The organism is Hyphomicrobium sp. MC8b (assembly GCF_905067615.1).
Lineage (GTDB): Bacteria > Pseudomonadota > Alphaproteobacteria > Rhizobiales > Hyphomicrobiaceae > Hyphomicrobium_B.
The window spans coordinates 3,486,530-3,501,942 of record NZ_LR898465.1 but is presented as its reverse complement, the minus strand read 5'-3'; the positions used below and the strand labels follow the sequence as shown (position 1 = coordinate 3,501,942).

General features: G+C 56.1%; 16 protein-coding genes. 6 read left to right on the top strand and 10 right to left on the bottom strand.

The features are described from left to right. Positions 1-82 precede the first annotated feature (82 nt). The 5 genes from ACLB1Z_RS16920 (at position 83) to ACLB1Z_RS16900 (ending at position 3,437) form a co-directional block, all read left to right on the top strand. Positions 83-583, top strand: a complete 501-nt coding sequence (locus ACLB1Z_RS16920) for a hypothetical protein (protein ID WP_409560887.1) — start codon at positions 83-85, stop codon at positions 581-583. Positions 584-589: 6 nt separating this feature from the next. Then, positions 590-1,063 carry a YidH family protein gene (locus ACLB1Z_RS16915; protein WP_409560886.1) on the top strand — a complete coding sequence of 158 codons (474 nt, stop codon included), beginning with the start codon at positions 590-592 and terminating at the stop codon, positions 1,061-1,063. A gap of 110 nt (positions 1,064-1,173) precedes the next feature. After that, positions 1,174-2,751, top strand: coding sequence for an arylsulfatase (locus ACLB1Z_RS16910; protein WP_409560885.1), 1,578 nt, complete (start codon positions 1,174-1,176; stop codon positions 2,749-2,751). 76 nt (positions 2,752-2,827) lie between these two features. Next, on the top strand, positions 2,828-3,199 hold the full coding sequence (locus tag ACLB1Z_RS16905) for a hypothetical protein (RefSeq protein ID WP_409560884.1): 372 nt from the start codon (positions 2,828-2,830) through the stop codon (positions 3,197-3,199). Continuing rightward, a complete protein-coding gene (locus ACLB1Z_RS16900) occupies positions 3,183-3,437 on the top strand; it encodes a hypothetical protein (RefSeq protein WP_409560883.1) in 255 nt (84 codons plus the stop codon). Before ACLB1Z_RS16905 ends, ACLB1Z_RS16900 begins: the two co-directional genes overlap by 17 nt. Before the next feature lie 14 nt (positions 3,438-3,451). Here ACLB1Z_RS16900 and ACLB1Z_RS16895 read toward each other — a convergent pair whose 3' ends face one another. From ACLB1Z_RS16895 to ACLB1Z_RS16850, 10 genes are all read right to left on the bottom strand, one after another. Next, positions 3,452-4,711, bottom strand: a complete 1,260-nt coding sequence (locus ACLB1Z_RS16895) for a cytochrome c oxidase assembly protein (protein WP_409560882.1) — start codon at positions 4,709-4,711, stop codon at positions 3,452-3,454. Beyond that, positions 4,705-4,938, bottom strand: a complete 234-nt coding sequence (locus ACLB1Z_RS16890; RefSeq protein ID WP_409560881.1) for a hypothetical protein — start codon at positions 4,936-4,938, stop codon at positions 4,705-4,707. The genes ACLB1Z_RS16895 and ACLB1Z_RS16890 overlap by 7 nt, the downstream gene beginning before the upstream one ends. A gap of 210 nt (positions 4,939-5,148) precedes the next feature. Continuing rightward, the gene (locus ACLB1Z_RS16885; RefSeq protein ID WP_409560880.1) at positions 5,149-5,748 is read right to left on the bottom strand and encodes a heme-copper oxidase subunit III; all 600 of its coding nucleotides are present in this window, start codon (positions 5,746-5,748) and stop codon (positions 5,149-5,151) included. Beyond that, entirely contained in the window at positions 5,741-7,678 is a 1,938-nt protein-coding gene (gene ctaD, locus ACLB1Z_RS16880) for a cytochrome c oxidase subunit I (RefSeq protein WP_409560879.1), read from the bottom strand. Before ctaD ends, ACLB1Z_RS16885 begins: the two co-directional genes overlap by 8 nt. A gap of 11 nt (positions 7,679-7,689) precedes the next feature. After that, positions 7,690-8,739, bottom strand: coding sequence for a cytochrome c oxidase subunit II (coxB, locus tag ACLB1Z_RS16875; RefSeq protein WP_409560878.1), 1,050 nt, complete (start codon positions 8,737-8,739; stop codon positions 7,690-7,692). Beyond that, positions 8,736-9,230, bottom strand: coding sequence for a c-type cytochrome (locus tag ACLB1Z_RS16870; RefSeq protein ID WP_409560877.1), 495 nt, complete (start codon positions 9,228-9,230; stop codon positions 8,736-8,738). Before ACLB1Z_RS16870 ends, coxB begins: the two co-directional genes overlap by 4 nt. Positions 9,231-9,235: 5 nt before the next feature. Then, the gene (locus ACLB1Z_RS16865; protein ID WP_409560876.1) at positions 9,236-10,045 is read right to left on the bottom strand and encodes a quinoprotein dehydrogenase-associated putative ABC transporter substrate-binding protein; all 810 of its coding nucleotides are present in this window, start codon (positions 10,043-10,045) and stop codon (positions 9,236-9,238) included. Then, a complete protein-coding gene (locus ACLB1Z_RS16860; protein ID WP_409560875.1) occupies positions 10,026-11,903 on the bottom strand; it encodes a methanol/ethanol family PQQ-dependent dehydrogenase in 1,878 nt (625 codons plus the stop codon). Before ACLB1Z_RS16860 ends, ACLB1Z_RS16865 begins: the two co-directional genes overlap by 20 nt. 242 nt (positions 11,904-12,145) lie before the next feature. After that, on the bottom strand, positions 12,146-12,400 hold the full coding sequence (locus tag ACLB1Z_RS16855; protein ID WP_409560874.1) for a hypothetical protein: 255 nt from the start codon (positions 12,398-12,400) through the stop codon (positions 12,146-12,148). A gap of 488 nt (positions 12,401-12,888) precedes the next feature. Then, the gene (locus ACLB1Z_RS16850; protein ID WP_409560873.1) at positions 12,889-13,107 is read right to left on the bottom strand and encodes a hypothetical protein; all 219 of its coding nucleotides are present in this window, start codon (positions 13,105-13,107) and stop codon (positions 12,889-12,891) included. Between ACLB1Z_RS16850 and ACLB1Z_RS16845 the strand changes: the two genes are divergently transcribed. Further along, the gene (locus tag ACLB1Z_RS16845; RefSeq protein WP_409560872.1) at positions 13,106-15,226 is read left to right on the top strand and encodes a TonB-dependent receptor; all 2,121 of its coding nucleotides are present in this window, start codon (positions 13,106-13,108) and stop codon (positions 15,224-15,226) included. The two genes, ACLB1Z_RS16850 and ACLB1Z_RS16845, sit on opposite strands and share 2 nt — an antisense overlap. Positions 15,227-15,413 lie beyond the last annotated feature (187 nt).

Genomic DNA, 15,413 nt, shown 5'->3' with positions numbered 1-15,413 from the left:
CCGTTCGCGAAGTCGCCCGGAAGCAATTCAAGAATCTATTTCAAGCGAATATCTCAACGCATCTCGTCAGGGAGCGCCATAGATGACCAGCCAAACCTCATCTGGCTCAAGCGTCCTGGCGCAAGCCGTGGTGCTGGCGTCCGCGGCACTCATCCTGCTCGGCTTGTTTTGGTACGGCGTGTCGAGCGAGGTTTTTAAAAGACAATGGCAAGACTTTACGGGGCGGCCCAGCGGACCGATGTCATTCCGCTTTATTTTGCAGCCGACGATGGCGATGATGGCTGCCCTGCACGATGGCATCAATGACGCGCGTCTCGGCCGGTCCCCTTATTTCTGGACGGTACTCACGAATGCTCAAAAACGTTCGGAGCGGCTACGCGAAGGCATCGTTTCTACGGCGCGTATCATTCTTTTGGGACTCGTCATGGATGCGATCTATCAGTTCAAGGTATTGGGAACTTTCTATCCTGCTGAGGCCGTTATCATTGCCGTTGTTTTGGCCTTCGTCCCGTACCTGCTGATCCGAGGGCCTGTCGCCCGCATTGCGCGGCTATGGTGCGCTCAGAAATCCCGAGAGGCATGATCAGTTATGGCGCGCGATCCAAAATCCGCCATCACAAGTGCATCTGCGTCGGACGATATTTCGGTCGAGCTTTCGCTACGTCGTACTGGTATGTCGTTTCAACGCACGCGTATGAGCGCCGACCGGACGTTGATGTCTGTCATCCGCACCTCGCTATCGCTCATCAGCTTCGGATTCACTATTTTTCAGGTGTTTCAGAAGCTGCGAGATCAGGATGTGATCACGCATGCCGGAGCATCCAGAAATTTTGGTGTGGCGCTCGTTCTGCTCGGCATTATCATGTTGGTCGTCGGCATCATCTATCACGTGCAATTCATGTTGGGCTTGCGCCAAGAGCGCGAGATGATGCGCGAGGCCGGACTGGTTCACGGCGAGAGCCGCTTTCCTCCATCCTTCACACTTATCACTGCAATCGTCCTTTTGCTGATCGGCATCTTTGCGATCGTCAGCATGCTTTTCCAGATCGGACCATTTGGCTAGCGCCAACAACAGGAGGCAAGATGGATACGTAGGACGCAATCAGTACGGGCGAAGCGAATTTATTGGGGAAATACCATGGAGGGAATAGCAGAAACCAAAAGGAGCCTAACATGGCCAAGGAAGCGAAAGGCAGCAGCGGCGCACCCCGTAAATCCGACAAGCCCAATATCCTCGTCATCTGGGGTGACGACATCGGCATCTCGAATTTAAGTTGTTATTCGCATGGATTGATGGGCTATCAGACGCCCAACATCGATCGTCTCGCCAAAGAAGGCATGATGTTTATCGACGCCTACGGTGAGCAATCGTGCACCGCGGGGCGCTCTTCTTTCATCACCGGCCAAAGCGTGCTTCGCACCGGCTTATCGAAAGTCGGCATGCCTGGCGCGCCGATCGGCATGAATGAGAAGATCGTAACGATTGCGGGCGCATTGAAAAATCAAGGCTATGCGACTGGTCAATTCGGAAAGAACCACCTCGGCGATCTTAATCACATGCTGCCTACCAATCACGGCTTCGACGAGTTCTTCGGCAATCTCTACCATTTAAACGCCGAAGAAGAGCCGGAGATGTACGACTATTTTCCTGAAAAGGACTTCCCAAATTATCGCAAGAATTTTGGACCTCGCGGCGTCATCCATTCTTGGGCGACCGATAAAGACGATCCAACCGAAGAGCCGCGCTGGGGGAAGGTCGGCAAGCAGAAAATAGAAGACACGGGTCCATTGAACCGTAAGCGTATGGAGACCTGTGATGACGAGTTCGTAGCCGCGGCGAAGGATTTCATCAAGCGCGCCGAAGACGCGGGGAAGCCGTGGTTCGTGTGGCTCAACACCACTCACATGCACCTTTATACTCACCCCAAAAAAGAAAGCCTCGGTCAAGCCGGTCGTTGGCAGTCGCCGTATCACGACACGATGATCGACCACGATAAGAACATTGGCCAGATGCTGGATTTTCTCGATGAACTCGGCATCGCAGAGAACACGTTCGTCCAATACTCAACCGACAATGGTCCTCATCGCAACTCCTGGCCGGATGGCGGCATGACGCCATTCCGTTCCGAGAAAAATACGAACTGGGAGGGTGCCTTCCGAATTCCTCAGTTGGTGCGGTGGCCGGCAAAGATAAAGCCGGGACAAGTCTCCACGGAGATAGTTCAGCTTCACGACTGGTTTCCGACGTTTCTCGCAATGGCGGGCGATCCCGACGTCATGGACAAGCTGAAAAAGGGTTATCAGGCTTGTGGAAGGACGTACAAGAACCACATCGATGGCTTCAATCTGCTCCCGTTTTTGACCGGCGAACAAAAAGAGAGTCCACGCAAGCTGTTCGTCTACATCAGCGACGATGGCGATATTCTCGCGTTGCGCTACGACAATTGGAAATGTGTCTTCATGGAACAGCGCTGCAAGGGAACGCTCCAGGTTTGGGCGGAGCCATTTACGCGATTGCGCGTGCCAAAACTCTTTAATCTACGCACTGATCCCTACGAATTCGCCGATACAACGTCGAACACGTACTATGAGTGGTTCATTCGTCGCGACTATATTGTGTTCGCGATCAATATGGTTGCCGCAAAATTTGCCGAGACGTTCAAGGACTTCCCGCCGATACAGAAGCCCAACAGCTTTACGATCGATGACGCGATCGAAAAAATGAAGGCAACTGCGGTGGCTGGCGACTGACGCGCTATGCATGAGAGGGCGGCGAGGATCTCGCCGTCCTATCGCGCTTCAATTCAATCGCCTAGAAGCCGCGTGCGTGGGTGAGATTGATGACATGGGCGAGCGAGACGAAGGGCCTGCTGCAGGCTTCGTGATATTTGCCAGTCAAGCCACGAAAGCCGTGCGGATCGTTGCTGAAATGGACATGACGGACGCGTTGTCCATCGACCAAAGGCTCGTGGCAACTCGCACAGCGCGGTCCGCGCGGTTCATCCTCGTCACGCATTCCATCGAGTGGCATGAGACCTTCCCCCGAAAAATCCCCAGTCAGCATTCAGGGTGGCACGACATCGGGAGCGCTTCAAAGTCGAATTTGGTCGCAGCTTGTGGGCAAAGTCGTCAAATCTGTGAAGAGATGAAAAAAGCCGCGCTTATCCTTTTGGGAGGTCGTGATGCGTTTTTCGCCTGACGGCAAATACTTTTACGTCAATGGCATTGGTTTTCCGCTTTCGCATCATTTGGTCCTGACCGCCATCTTCCTTGCAGGACGGGCGTTGCAGCAGCTGAGGGCGGAGTCGTCGACCTCTTCTACAAGCCGGTCAACGAAACACCTCGACAATGAAATGCTCAGCTTGCCCTGCGCCTGCTCGCCCGACATTGAAGCGCAAACCCTTGCGTCGACTTTGGATGCGAGGGAACCGCCCTGAACCCATGTCCCTCGCTATTGATGCAGCTTTTCGAGATACGAAGCGATCGCTGCCGCATCTGTGGTCTTCAAGCCCATATCCGGCATGGCGTTCCCAGGGGCGACGGATTGTGGGCTGGCGATCCATTTGGTCATGTTTTCGATGTTGTTCTGCAATCGCCCCGCAATGAAAACGCGGTCGCCAATTCCCGCGAGCGGCGGGCCAACGCGCCCGTCGGCGTTATCGATGCCCGGAATCGTATGACACGATCCGCATCCATAGTGTTCTATGAGCGCTTTGGCATTTTCCGGTGCACCGGCGGGCTCGGCCTTAACAACGGAATTTCCTGACAAGACAGCGGCGACCAAAAGCACCAGCATTCGGGCTCTAGCCAAATGCGTTACTGTTCTGCGACGTTCAGCATTCTGGAGCGATTTGACGAACAACCAAGCAATCGGAGCCAGAAAAAAAATTCCGGCAGGGATCCACATGATCAAGCCCGCGATTTGCTGATCTTCAAGCGGCGTCATTCCCCATGCATAAGCCGCCATCCCGTGAGCCTTGAACAGGACAACCGGCGACAGGATCATCAGAGCGCCGGGGAGACCACTGAGAACTGCGATGGCGGCAACGAACAGCATGCTCGGAATAAATTCCATTCGACGCCGACCCGACGGTTCGATCACAAGCGTCCAGAACATGAATGAGGTGATGACGAAACTCAAATGCTCGAACGTGTGTACCCATTCATTCTGAAGGCTCCAGGCGTAGGGGCGAGGCAGATGCCAGAACGAAAAAGTTCCGAGGAAAAGCGCTGCCACCGACAACGGGTGCATCAGATGCCAAATACCTGATCGCAGCCAATGGACCGTAATGGAAGTGGCGACCTGCTTGCGGAAGCTGCGCGGCAACCCCCAGATCATTACGAGGATCGGGCGACTCCAGACGAGCAAAGGGGGTACGACCAGCATCAGGATCAAATGCTGACCCATGTGCGCCGAGAAAAGCGCGTCGGTGATTTCGTCAACTTGTGGGGACAGGACGATGACGAACAGGGCCATCGCGATTGCAAATGCGATAGTTTGCGACGCGGTTACGACGCGGCACTCACCAACCTCTCGCCGTATGCGAATGACTCCCGCTGCATATGCTACAACGGCGACTACGATAGCAATTGTTTCGAGGTATCTGATCGTCTCGGACGACTGAGTGTCATTGGATATGGCGTGTGCACTCGCTGCAGTTGCGCAGAAGGTCGTCAGAAACGATATAAGAGGGCAAAGTTTTTTCAGCATGGCGGCCCCACGATAGATCCAAGGGCATCGACTGCGATTGCGAACCCGAACAGCGTGCTTGTTAGAACTCCGCACATGGCCATGAAGCGCGTTCGACCTTCTCCGGCATGGACGAGTGCACGCGCCTCTCCCACTTTTTCATCTTTCGTTTTCTTCCAGAGAACAAAAGCAACGTATCCTGCTGACGCCGCCAGCGCGAGCGAGGCGATGTCAACGAGAAGAATCATGGTCAGAGTTCCCGGGGGACCACGTAAAATATCTTCCCGAGCTACGGCGCCGATGCAACGTTGGCCTGCGATCGAATAGTTGACGAGCAGATGCAGAACCCACGCAATTGGTGCGGAAAGAAGCCCGAATGCCAACGCCGACAGCGGGGCCTTCTTTCGGTGAGGGGCTGGATGGGCTGAGCCCGATATGGTTGCGCCTTGATGCATCGCTTAGCTCAAGTAAGGGGTGATGTAGAAAGTGAAGAATACTGTCAGCCAGACGGCATCGACGAAATGCCAATAGAGCGCGCCGATTGAGAGCGCGATGCGCCGGCGATCCGAAAGGAGCCCCGCGGCCATCCAGGAAATCAACGCGACGATCATCAGCAAGCCGGCAACGACGTGTGCCATATGAAATCCTGTGATCGTAAAATAAAGCGATCCGTACGGGTCGGACGAGACCGTGAAGCTCTTATTGTGCCATTCCAAAAGTTGAATGCCCAAGAACAAGAGACCTAGAAATGCCGCGAGCGACATGCCGAGGAACGCCTCTGCGCGGCGCCCTTGTTTGAACTGACGCTCGCCCCACCAAATCGCTACGCTGCTGGCGAGAAGAATGATCGTGTTCGGCAATGCCAACTTCAATGAAGGCGGATGTGTGGGCCACGTCGAATGTATTTCTATGGCCATGTAATAATAACTGAAGAGCAGATAGGCGAAGACCGCGGCTTCCGTCGCAATTACGAACAGCATTCCCCACCAGCCCGATGACCGATGAAGTCCGGCAGCGGGAAGGTGCACATCCGGCCGAGAGACGACAAGATCAGCCATGCGACACCTCAACGGGCCGGAACGTCACGCGCGTGGGCCAAAGCCACAGCAGTATCGAGAGAAGAATGGCGACGATGGAAAAAACGCCGCCGGCGAGCGACTGCGCGAGCATGGAGACGAAAAGCGCGCTGAGACCTAAAGCCAAGAATAACGGCGCATAGCTATCGTCCGGCATTTTTAGGATAGCATCAGGCTCCGCGTCGATCGGGGTTGTGGCGATCGTCTCGCGGCCATGGTCGAGCGCCAAGCCGCTATTGATCGAAGAGCGCTCATCGGTTTCCTGGAGGCTGTCTTCCCATAAAGGATGGCGACTTGCGACGATTGGAATGACTGCGAAGTTGTAAGCTGGTGGTGGTGAGGACGTCGCCCATTCGAGCGTCGGAGCGTTCCACGGATTTGGTCCTGCGAGGGCGCCCGAACGCAGACTGATGGCGATGTTGATGAGAAATAGCAGTATTCCGAAAGCGAGAATGAAGGCGCCGATCGTTGTGATCATATTCAGCGTCGTCCATCCGAAGTCGGGTCCATAAGTGTAGATGCGGCGCGGCATTCCAAGAAGTCCGGTCAGATGCATCGGTAGGAACGCAACATTGAAACCGATGAATGTGAGCCAGAAATTCCATTTGCCCAGACGCTCGCTCAACATGCGCCCCGTCATTTTCGGAAACCAGTAATAGAGCCCTCCGATAACCGGAAAGACGTTGATACCGATCAGCACGTAATGAATGTGGGCGACGACAAAATAGGTGTCGGTCAGCTGCCAATCGACCGGCACGGCTGCGGTCATGAAGCCCGATACGCCGCCGATAACGAAAAGAACGATGAAGCTGGAGAAGAACAAAAACGGGGTCGTCATTTGTGGACGCCCCATCGCTATGGTGGCGATCCAGGCGAAGACAGCAGTCGCGCTCGGAATAACGATGACGAACGAAGCTGCACTGAAGAAGGACATGCCGATGTTCGGCAGACCTGTCGCAAACATGTGATGGACCCAGACGCCGAAGCCGAGAACCATCGTCAGGACAGTAGCCAGGGCAACGAAGGTATAGCCGACGAGAGGACGCCGGCAAAAAACAGGAAGCGCATCGGACACGATGCCCATGGCTGGAAGCACGATGGCATAGACCCAGGGATGCCCAAACATCCAAAAGAGATGTTGCCATAGGAGCGGTTGCCCCCCCGCTGGTACGTCGTAGAAATGCGTTCCGAATCGCCGGTCGAGCCAGAGAAGAAAAAACGCTAGGCTGACAGCGGGAACTGCAAGGATATTTCCGGCCGATGCCGTGAGCGTTCCCCACACCATGATGGGTAAGCGATTGATCGACATCCCAGGAGCACGCGTGCGCAAAAGCGTCACGACGAAGTTGATAGCACCCACCGTCGTCGAGATCCCTAGAAAGATCAGTGCCATCGCGTAAATGTCGATGTTGATGCCGGGATTGAAGTCCTTTGACGCATACGGCACGTAGTCGAACCAACCGGCGTCCGGGGCAACGCCGCCGACGAAACTGGCATAGAGGAAAATTCCGGAGAATAGATAAATCCAATAGGAAAGGGCGTTGAGCCGCGGGAACGCCATGTCGCGCGATCCAAGCAGCAACGGCCACAGGTAGTTGCTGAACCCAGAGAGAATTGGCGAGGCGTACCAAAAGATCATCGACACGCCATGCATCGTGAAAAGCTGATTATATTGTTCGGGAGTCAGCAAATGCTCGTTGGGACCGGCGAGTTGGAGACGCATAATCAGCGCTTCGATGCCGCCGATGATTAAAAATGCAAAGGCCGTAACGATATAGCGAATGCCGATCGACTTATGGTCGACGGTCGAGAGCCATCCGAGGAATCCCGGGCGCGTCTCCCAAATGCGTTCGAGCTTTTCAGCAAGTGCAGGCGTCGCATCGACGGTCGGGATCGCGGTCGTTTCTGCCATGCGTGTCCCTCCTAGTGCAACGTTCTGAGGTAGCTCGTGACGGCTTGAAGCTCGTCGCCCGACAGAGAGACCCGCGGCATGCGGCTTGCCGGTTTGATGTGCTGTGGGTCGGCAATCCATCCCGCGAGATAGCCACCGGCGTTAGGGACCGTTCCATCCGCGAGCGTCGCACGAGTCATAAGGTGCGACAGATCTGGCCCATAGATACCGCCGGCTTCCGTCCCGCGAACGGTGTGGCAGCCCGCGCAGCGCCGCTCGAACACGACCAGTCCAGCTTTCCCGTCGTCCGTCGCTGGCGGCGCTGCGGATTTCAGTTGATCGTTTCGCCATGCCGCAAATTTGTCCTCGGGTTCCGCGACGACGCGGATTGCCATATGGGCGTGCTGGGCGCCGCAGTATTCTGCGCATTGCCCGAGATAGGTGCCCGGCTTTTTCGCTTCGATCCAGGTGGTGTTGATCTGCCCTGGAATGACATCCGTCTTACCTGACAGTGCGGGTACCCAAAATGAGTGGATGACGTCCGCAGATCGCAGCGTCACTTTTATCGGAACGCCCGCCGGGATGTGAATTTCATTGGCTGTGGTGAAAACTTGAGATGGCTTGTCGCTCAAATAGCGAATCCCCCACCACCACTGATGTCCCGTGATCGCGATCGTCAACGCAGGCTTTTGCGGCGGCTCGCCAATGGCCGCAAGCGTTACCATCGTCCAGACGACGCAGCCAACAAGGACAAGCGTCGTGATGCCGAGGCCCCATCCAAAAATGTTGAAATTGTTTGGTCGATGGCCGTCAGGCTGTATGCCGTTGTCCAGATCAGACGGGGAGCGCGACCGGAATACAGCCCATAAGACCAGCCCAGTCATCAAAATCACAACGATGATCGAAATCGCGAGTAGGCCCCAGGTCAGCGCAAGGATGCTGTCGGCCTTAGGGCCGGAGGACTGAAGAAAATTGAGAGGGGCAGCGGTCGCGAATGCCCGGGCAGGAAACAAGGCGCACAAAGAGAACGCCGGAGCAGCGTTCGCCGTCACTTTCACTAGATCGTGCTGCGCGCTTCTCATTTCTTTTCTTCTTGAGCGGCTGTCTGATTGTGCGGCGGATGTGATAGCGAGCGGACATAAGCGGCGAGCTGCCAAATCTGTTCGTCTGGCAGGAATCCCCGGAACGACGGCATGCCATTCGGGCGGCCTTCCCGGATGGTGGCGGCAATGTTTTCGATGGAATCGCCATAGATCCAGACGTTGTCCATCAGAGGCGGCCCCATGCCGCCGCCGCCATGGAAATGGCACCCGACACAGTTCATGGCCGTGAAGAGTTGCTTCCCTGCAGCGATTTGCTCGGGATCGTTTTCGATGCGGCGGCCTTCGGCGCTGTGATCGACGACGGGCTTGCCTGCTCCAGGCGTTAGCGGCACCAGGGCGACGCGTGGCTCTTCGTTCGATTGAGTAGAGCTTCGCTCAGTCGCTTGGTCGCCTTTGCTTTCTTGCGCTTTGCATGCCGACAGCGACATCGCCAATGCGGCGCACGCCAGAAAGGAAAATATACGCGTCACTGTTCTTACTCCGCAGTTGCGGATTTCTGGTCCATGGAAGGCGTAATGTTGTAGTCAGCAAGAATTTTTCTGATGTCGTCGCGTCTCCGGTCGATAATTCGGTTGATCTCGTTCGCGAGTTCTTCATCTTGCTTGCGAACGCCCATGGCGATCGAGAATGACATCAAGCGCCCCGTCGTAACCGGCGTTACGCGCAATGGCGGTATCTCGCGTGCGGCGTAATAGTCGGCGATAGGTCCCCACACGAGCGCGATATCGATATCGCCGTTCGAGACTGCGTCGACGATCGGCGCCAGCGGATTTGGCTTCGACCAATCGCCATAGACCATGAAACCCTGGACATGCTGATTGAGACCACGTCGCGCAAGCTCATCCATCGGCGGCGTATTTGCGCCGTCATTACCGACGAGTTGGACACCGATGCGTGAAGTCTTAAGTCGCTCATCGTCGAAGGATGTTACGGGGCTTGCCCCTTGCCGCTGAACGAAGGCATAGCTCGCCGTATAATAAGGTTTTGTTGCTCGAACGCGCTCAAAGCTCGTCGGTACGCCGGGAACGACGTCGCAAAGCCCGGCTTTCAGCCCTTTACGGACAAAGCCGCGCCATTCTGGCTTCCAGACGAACTTCGCCGTTGCGCCCATGTCGGCGGCGACCAATTCGGCGATCCGGTTTTCGAAACCTTCACCTTTCGCGTTGGAATAAGGCATATTGTTCGGATCGGCGCAGACCTTGAGTTCGCGTGAGATTGCGGGAGAAGATGCCAGGAAGACGGTCGCAACGGCGCCGCATGCGAGGCTAAGGAAGCGCGAAGACATTGAGCGTTCCTCCTTTTGTCGTGGCCTCTGGCAGATCCTTCATCGCATTGACGAAGCCGAGCGCGGCTGTTCCGTCACGCTTGTCAAGGCCGCCGGCAACGATGGCGCCCGCCCATCCGCCGACCCCCGATAGAACCGACACATACTGTTTACCGTCGGGGCCGCGCCATGTTGTCGGCTGGCCGATAATTCCCGACGAGGTTTTGTGCTGCCAAAGGAGCTTGCCGGTTTTAGCGTCCACCGCCTTGAACCAGCCGTCCATCGTTCCGTAAAAAACGACATCGCCAGCCGTTGAGAGAGCGCCGCTCCAGACGGGGAACTTTTCGTTGATGCTCCACACCTTCGTCCCGGTCTTGATATCCCAAGCGTCAAACTCACCGCGATGGCCGTCGCCCGGACCTGCTTTCATCTTGACGTTGGCGCCGACGTAGGGCGTCCCCGCGATGTAGCCGACTTCGCCCTCCTCGATATCCATGCACAGATTATTGTGTGGAATGTAGAGCAAGCCCGTTGAATTCGAGAACGAGGATGGCTGCCAATCCTTGCCGCCTGGTGGAGCGGGACAGACGTCTTTGACGACTTGATCGACCTTTGGCTGCTTAGCCGCGTTATATTGAATGCGCCCGGTCTTGAGGTCGACGCCGGTGCTGCTCGTTATGGGGGCGAAAGGCTTCGCCGATAGAACTTCGCCCGTCCCGCGATCGAGAACGTAAACGTAGCCATTGCGATCGGGATGAACGAGGAGCTTTCTTGGCTTTCCGTTCCAGTTGGCATCGACGAGGATCGTCTCGTTCACACCATCGTAATCCGACATATCATGCGGACTTGTCTGATAGAACCATCGCGCCTGCCCGGTATTGAGATCGCGAGCGAAAATACCTGCCGTCCACATATTGTCGCCAGGCCGCATCGACGAATTCCATGGACCCGGATTCGACGTGCCGTAGTAGACAAGATTGAGATCGGGATCATACGCAACCCAGCCCCATACGGTACCGCCGCCATGTCTCCACATATCGGCAGGCCACGTCGATACGCCCAGGTCTTTGCCTTTGTATTGCGGGTAGAATGGTTTGAAATCCGAACCGATCAGCACCTCGGAATCGGGGCCGGTGCTGTAGGCTTTCCAGTCGACCTTACCGGTGGCCTGGTCGAGTGCCGCAATCCAGCCGCGCACGCCCATTTCGCCGCCTGAATCGCCGACGAGAACTTTGTCCTTGGCGACAAGCGGCGCCATTGTGATCGTTTCGCCGTGCGTGATATCGCCGAGCTGTGTTCGCCAAATCTCTTTTCCACTTGTCGCGTCGACGGCGATCGTATTGCCGTCCAACGTGTTGAAGAAGACGCGGCCGTTCGCATAGGCGGGACCGCGATTGACGACATCGCAACATGCCACGCCTTGCGACGCGGCCAGAGGGTGGGGTTTGTAACTCCACTTCAAAGGCGCACCAGGTTTCGAAAGGTCGAGCGCGTACAGGATATTGGGATACGGCGAGACGACATAGAGCGTATCGCCTATGACGAGTGGCGCCGCTTCCTGTCCGCGATCGACGCCCATCGAAAAGGTGAGGACACTCGTCAGCTTGCCGACGTTTTGCGCATTGATGTCCGAGAGAGAGCTGTAGCGCGTGAGCGCCGTGTTTGCGCCAGGCATAGGCCATTCGTTGCCTCCAGGCGTCGCGAAGGCGGGGCCCTGCGGTTTTGACGCATCGGCCCCCGCATTTTCTGGATTTGCCGCCGTGCCGACCACCGCGGTCTTGATTTGAGGCGAGGATGTCTGGGAGAAGGATGCCTGGGGGATCAATACCGGCAACGATAGAGCTACAAAAAAAGAGAGAGGCGACCCGAGCTTTTTCATCGGCGGTCCCTGATGCGAGTTCTTTGCGCGCTTAGCAAAATCGTTGGCCGCTCGGAAAGGCGACCTCTAAACTTGGCTACTAGTCGTTGCTCGCTAGAACCGTATCAGCTGGTCATGGTTCCGAAATTTATCGATCTTTTTGTGCTCGCTCTTTTGCAGCACGGATAAATACGGTGGGCACCGACAAACCGTCTCCATCGGGGGGAGACATGAAAAACGGTGCCCTGGCGTTCGAAGGCTATTCAGCCCGACGTTCCAGTTTTTCGTTCGATTACATCGACGATTTTATCCGAGCGAGCCGCTGCCTTTTCCTGATGCTCGCGCTCGGCCTCGCTTTCATTATAAAGCTCTTTCGTAGCGCGGTCGGTAATGTCACGAGAATGGGGTATCCTATCTTTTTCGCGCGTTGTTTTCATGCCGTAGAGGTAAAGCAACGCTAGAACGACCGGACCGCCAACAACAGCGGCGACAAACATAAGATTGCTGAGCGTGGACATGGATCCGTCCTCCTTATTGTGGCAACAGACCGCCTGCTCCTGAGTTCCGAAATCTCGCGCTTTTGTAATGGGTGACGTTTCGATCAGCTGAAAATTGTCTTCGACGAGAGTCTCCTTGTCATTCTCGTCGATGTAGAGCGTCGGCCACGACGAATGAATCCAAGCGCAAGGCATATTATGACATCGAGATCGACCGGGCCTTCGCGAAGCCCCACGTGGGCCAACTTTCCGAAGATGGCGAAAGGTCGCAATGTTGCCGATTGAACCCACGGCCTGAGCGTCTTGCGCGTTGCCAAGCGCGATCAGATTGATACATTACAATAAAAGTATACAAATGGAGGCAAGACCATCGGCGCCCCCTTGCAATGACGCGTGCCGTTCCGGTCACGAGTGGAATTGGAATAGGAGTTTCAGGTGTACATTGCTTGGCGTGCCGTTTGCGCGTGCGGATTCGTATATTCTGTCCTCACACTGTCTCAAGCTTCAGCTCAAGAACCGCCGCAAGATTTCACGCAGGCGCCTGCCGCTGATCCAATTCCGATGCCGCAGATCACCGTCGAGGCCGAAAAAGCTCCGCTTGCTAAGAAAGTATCTTCCAAGAAAAAAGTTGCGGCTACGAAAAAGTCGAATTCAACACCGCAAAGCGCAGGTGCGGTACAATCTGAAACAGCCGCCGCTGCAGCAACGATGCCGGCAGCCAATCCCATGTCCACATTGACGCCGCCCGTGGCTTACGCTGGCGGTCAAGTTGCGACGGGCGGCCAGCTCGGCATGCTTGGCAACCGAAGCGTGATGGATACGCCTTTCAACCAGACAAGCTTCACGGCGAAGACGATCCAGGACCAGCAGGCACGCTCGGTTGCGGACGTCTTGTTGAATGATCCGTCGGTGCGCGCAAACCAAAGCGCGAGCGCGGGCTATGGCCAGGATACGTTCTACATTCGCGGCTTCTACTACGATACCGGCGAAATGGGCTTGAACGGGCTCTATGGCATCGCACCGACGTATACGACACAGCCCAATTACGTCGACCGTATCGAAGTTTTGAAAGGACCGAGCGCGCTGCTAAACGGCATGCCTCCGGGCGGCGCAGTTGGCGGCAGCATCAATCTCGTTACGAAGCAGGCGCCTGACGATCAGATCACGCAGGTCACGACGACCTATCAATCACAAGGCCTCGTCGGAACCGAACTCGACTATGCGCGGCGCTACGGCCTGAACAAAGAATTCGGCGTGCGGTTCAACGGCAGCTATGGCTCGGGTGACACAGCGATCGACGATCAGCACAACGAGGTGGGCGATGCCGTTCTCAATCTCGATTATCGCGGCGAGCGGCTGCGCCTCTCTGCAGACGTCGGTTATCAGGCGAATGATTTGACAGGCGTCCAACGATTCATCACCGTGGTTCCTTCATCACTTCCTACTTTGGTTAGGCCCGTTCCCCCCTTCCTGCCGCTTATGAACGGAAAAGTTCCGCCAGCGCCAGATGCCTCATCTAACTACGGCGGCATGCCTTGGGAGTATTGGAATACAAGCTCGACGTTCGCGATGGTACGCGGCGAGTACAAACTTACCGATCACGTGACGGCTTACGGCGCCTACGGCTGGAGTGACAACAATCTCGACTATCTCTTCGCGTCGCCTGGCCTGCTCAACGCTAACGGAGACTTTGTAACCTTCCCGCTCAAAGGTGGCTCTCTGACGCAAAACTGGGCGGGCAACACGGGGATCCGTGCCGACTTCGATACCGGTCCGATCAATCACCTGTTCAATGTCGATTATTCCAAGACTGTACGCGACAACGTCGGTCGCTGGCACAACGGTAACGCGGCGTCTTGCCTGCCGCCGCCCTACAACGCAGCGTTCCAAGGGTACAGTATCTGCTCGAACATCTACGATCCGGTTCCCATCCCGAAGCCGACGTCCTTCGGCCCGCAGATCGCGACGTTGGCGGAAACCAACCTGTCGAGCGAGGGCGTGTCGGATACGATGTCGATCCTGGACAATCGCATCCAATTCACGATCGGCGTCCGTCATCAGGATGCGGGTGCCGACAACACCCGTACTACTGTTACAAGCACCGAGATCTCGTCGACGGACGCGTCGGTCTGGAGTCCTGCTTACGCCTTGGTGGTAAAGCCGCTCCGTAACGTTTCGCTATACGCGAACTACATCGAAGGCCTACAAATGGGAACGACGGTTGGCCCAACCTATGCGAATGCCGGCGAAGCGCTGCAGCCGTCGCAAACCACTCAGAAAGAGGTGGGAGTTAAGGTCGATTTCGGGTCCATCAGCACAACGTTCGCTGCTTTCGACATCGCGCAGCCGTCGCTCATCGCAATCAACAACGTTCTCGGTTATGACGGCGAGCAGCGCAATCGCGGCCTCGAATTCAATGTGTTTGGCGAGCTTACGCCGACGCTGCGGCTCTTGGGCGGTGTCGCTTTGATTGACGGACGCCTTGAGAAGACAGCTGATGGCTCCAACGACGGGCACAAAGCGCAAGGTGTTCCCGATACCAGCGTCAACATGGGCGCCGAATGGGATACGCCGATTCGAGGCCTGACCTTGAACGGCCGGGCGATCTATACGAGCGGTGTCTATATCGACGCGGCAAATGATTACTCCATTCCGGATTGGACACGCTACGACGTTGGCGCCCGCTACACCTTCGATAATCCCTGGAACGGCAAGCCGATGACAGTTCGTTTCAACGTCGAGAACGTTCTAGATACGAACTATTACGCATCATCATATAGCAGCGACGGCATCATAACAGTCGGCGCGCCGCGAACCTATCTGGTGTCCAGCACGGTCAACTTCTGATCGTTAAGTCTTCGCGATTGTAGTCCAAGCGCGGACGCTCATAACTGGATGTATGTAAGTTCTAACTTCGAAGAGGCCCGCAATTCCTTCGCCGTCCTTCATGCTGACAGTGCTGCCGGCGCTCATTTTTATGGGTGCCGGTCTCTTCTTACTGCGCGCCAGTTGGCTCAGCGATCGAAGACCGCAT